Annotated in this window: 2 protein-coding genes; both read right to left on the bottom strand. The window is 63.9% G+C overall.

The features are described from left to right. Positions 1-1136 (bottom strand): type I restriction endonuclease (locus KBX08_RS33140; protein ID WP_210787694.1); only part of this gene is annotated, 1136 nt, incomplete at its 3' end. After that, the coding region (locus KBX08_RS33135) for a restriction endonuclease subunit S (protein ID WP_210787693.1) at positions 1136-1700 on the bottom strand (565 nt) is incomplete at its 5' end. The genes KBX08_RS33135 and KBX08_RS33140, both read right to left, overlap by 1 nt.

The following is a 1700-nucleotide window of genomic DNA, read 5'->3' as shown; positions in this document are numbered from 1 at the left end:
TCCTCCGGGCTGATCGTGGCCACGATCTTCCCCGACCCGTCGATCTGCCGGATCGCCTCCTGGAGCTGCCCGTCGAGCACGGTGCGGTCCACGACCACGATCACCGAATCGAAGACCTTCTCGTCGTCCACGTGCAGCCGCGCCAGCCGGTGCGCGGTCCAGGCGATGGTGTTCGTCTTCCCCGACCCTGCCGAATGCTCGATCAAGTAGCGATGCCCCACCCCCTCCTCGCGCACCGCTGTTACAAGATTCGTCACGGCCTCCCATTGATGGAACCGAGGGAAGAGCATGCTCGTACGCCGCACCGACGTCCCGGTCGCGACATCCCACTCATCCTTGGTCTCCACGATCATCAGCCGGCCGATGATGTTGAGCCAGGCGTCCTTCTCCCAAACCCGCTCCCACAGGTACGCCGTCGCCGACCGACCGCCCTCACCCGGCGGATTCCCCGCGCCACTCTCGTGACCCATGTTGAACGGTAGGAACTGCGTCTTCTCGCCCTCCAACTTGGTGGTCATCGCGGCCAGGTCGTTGGAGACCGCAAAATGGACCAGTGCCCGATGCCCGAACGACAACAGCGGCTCCGACCGCCCGTTGGTCAGCGGGTGCCGGTTCCTGCGGTACTGGTTGATCGCCTCGTCGAGGGACTGCGTGAAGTCGGTCTTCAGCTCGACGGTGGCCACCGGTAACCCGTTGACGAAGAAGACCAAATCAATACTGCGCCGGTCAGCGGTGGAGAAATGCACCTGCCGCATCACCCGCAACCGCATCGCCGCGTACTGCTCGTTGGTGGTCGCGTTCAGGCTGGTCTCGGGCCGGAACTGCGCCATTTTCAACCGACCACTACCGATGTACTGCACCCCGTTACGTAGGATTTTCAGCGTCCCGCCACCATGTTCTAGAGGCTTGTCTAGCGCCGTGGTCAGCACGTCGAGGAACTTCGCCTGCGACCCCGCAGCCGTCAACGCCTTCTCGTACGCCGCTTGCTGGGTCTGCCTCAGCCAGGCGAACAGGTCCTCGGGGAAGAGCGCTCGCTCCCGGTCGTAGCCGGTGTCGTTCGCCGAGTACAGCCACCCGTGGGACTCCAGGGACGCGCAGATCTCGGACTCGAAGACGACCTCGTTGTGATCGGCCATCACGCCACCTCCCGGAAGTCGATCTGCCCTGTCACCGCCGCCGTGATCAACGCGGACCGCCGCTCCTTCGAGAGTTCGATGAACCGCTCGGTCTCGGCGACCAGCGCATCGACTTTCGCCGTCTGCCTGTCCAGGTATGCGGCAACGCGGCGCTGCTGCTCAATGGGAGCCGTCGGCACCCGAAGCCCCCTGATGTCGTCGAGCGCCAACTGCATCTTTGTGCCGCCCGCTGCGCCTTCGTTGAGCTGGTCCTGGCCTGTTGTGGTGAGCATGAACCAGCCGATGAACCTGGGGTCCACCTGATCGCGTTCCAAGCGGCAAAGTGCGACGTGCTGACTGACGTACGCGCCCACCCAATCGCCCTCGACCACGGCTACGGATCCTAGATATGCGGTGATCGAAAAGAGCAAATCGCCTTCCTGGAGCATCGTCCGCGACCCCTCTGTCCCGTCTGCCGGAAGGTCCACAAACTGAATGTCACCACGGATCCCGAGACTGGCTCGCGGCAGGTTCCCGATCCGGAGGAAACGCTCCCCCTGGTCCGCGTAGTAGTCGCCCCAACCA

It is taken from the genome of Micromonospora sp. H61 (assembly GCF_018070325.1).
Taxonomy (GTDB): domain Bacteria; phylum Actinomycetota; class Actinomycetes; order Mycobacteriales; family Micromonosporaceae; genus Micromonospora; species Micromonospora salmantinae.
The sequence above is the reverse complement of the archived record's forward strand: the minus strand, read 5'-3'. Positions and strand labels throughout refer to the sequence as shown.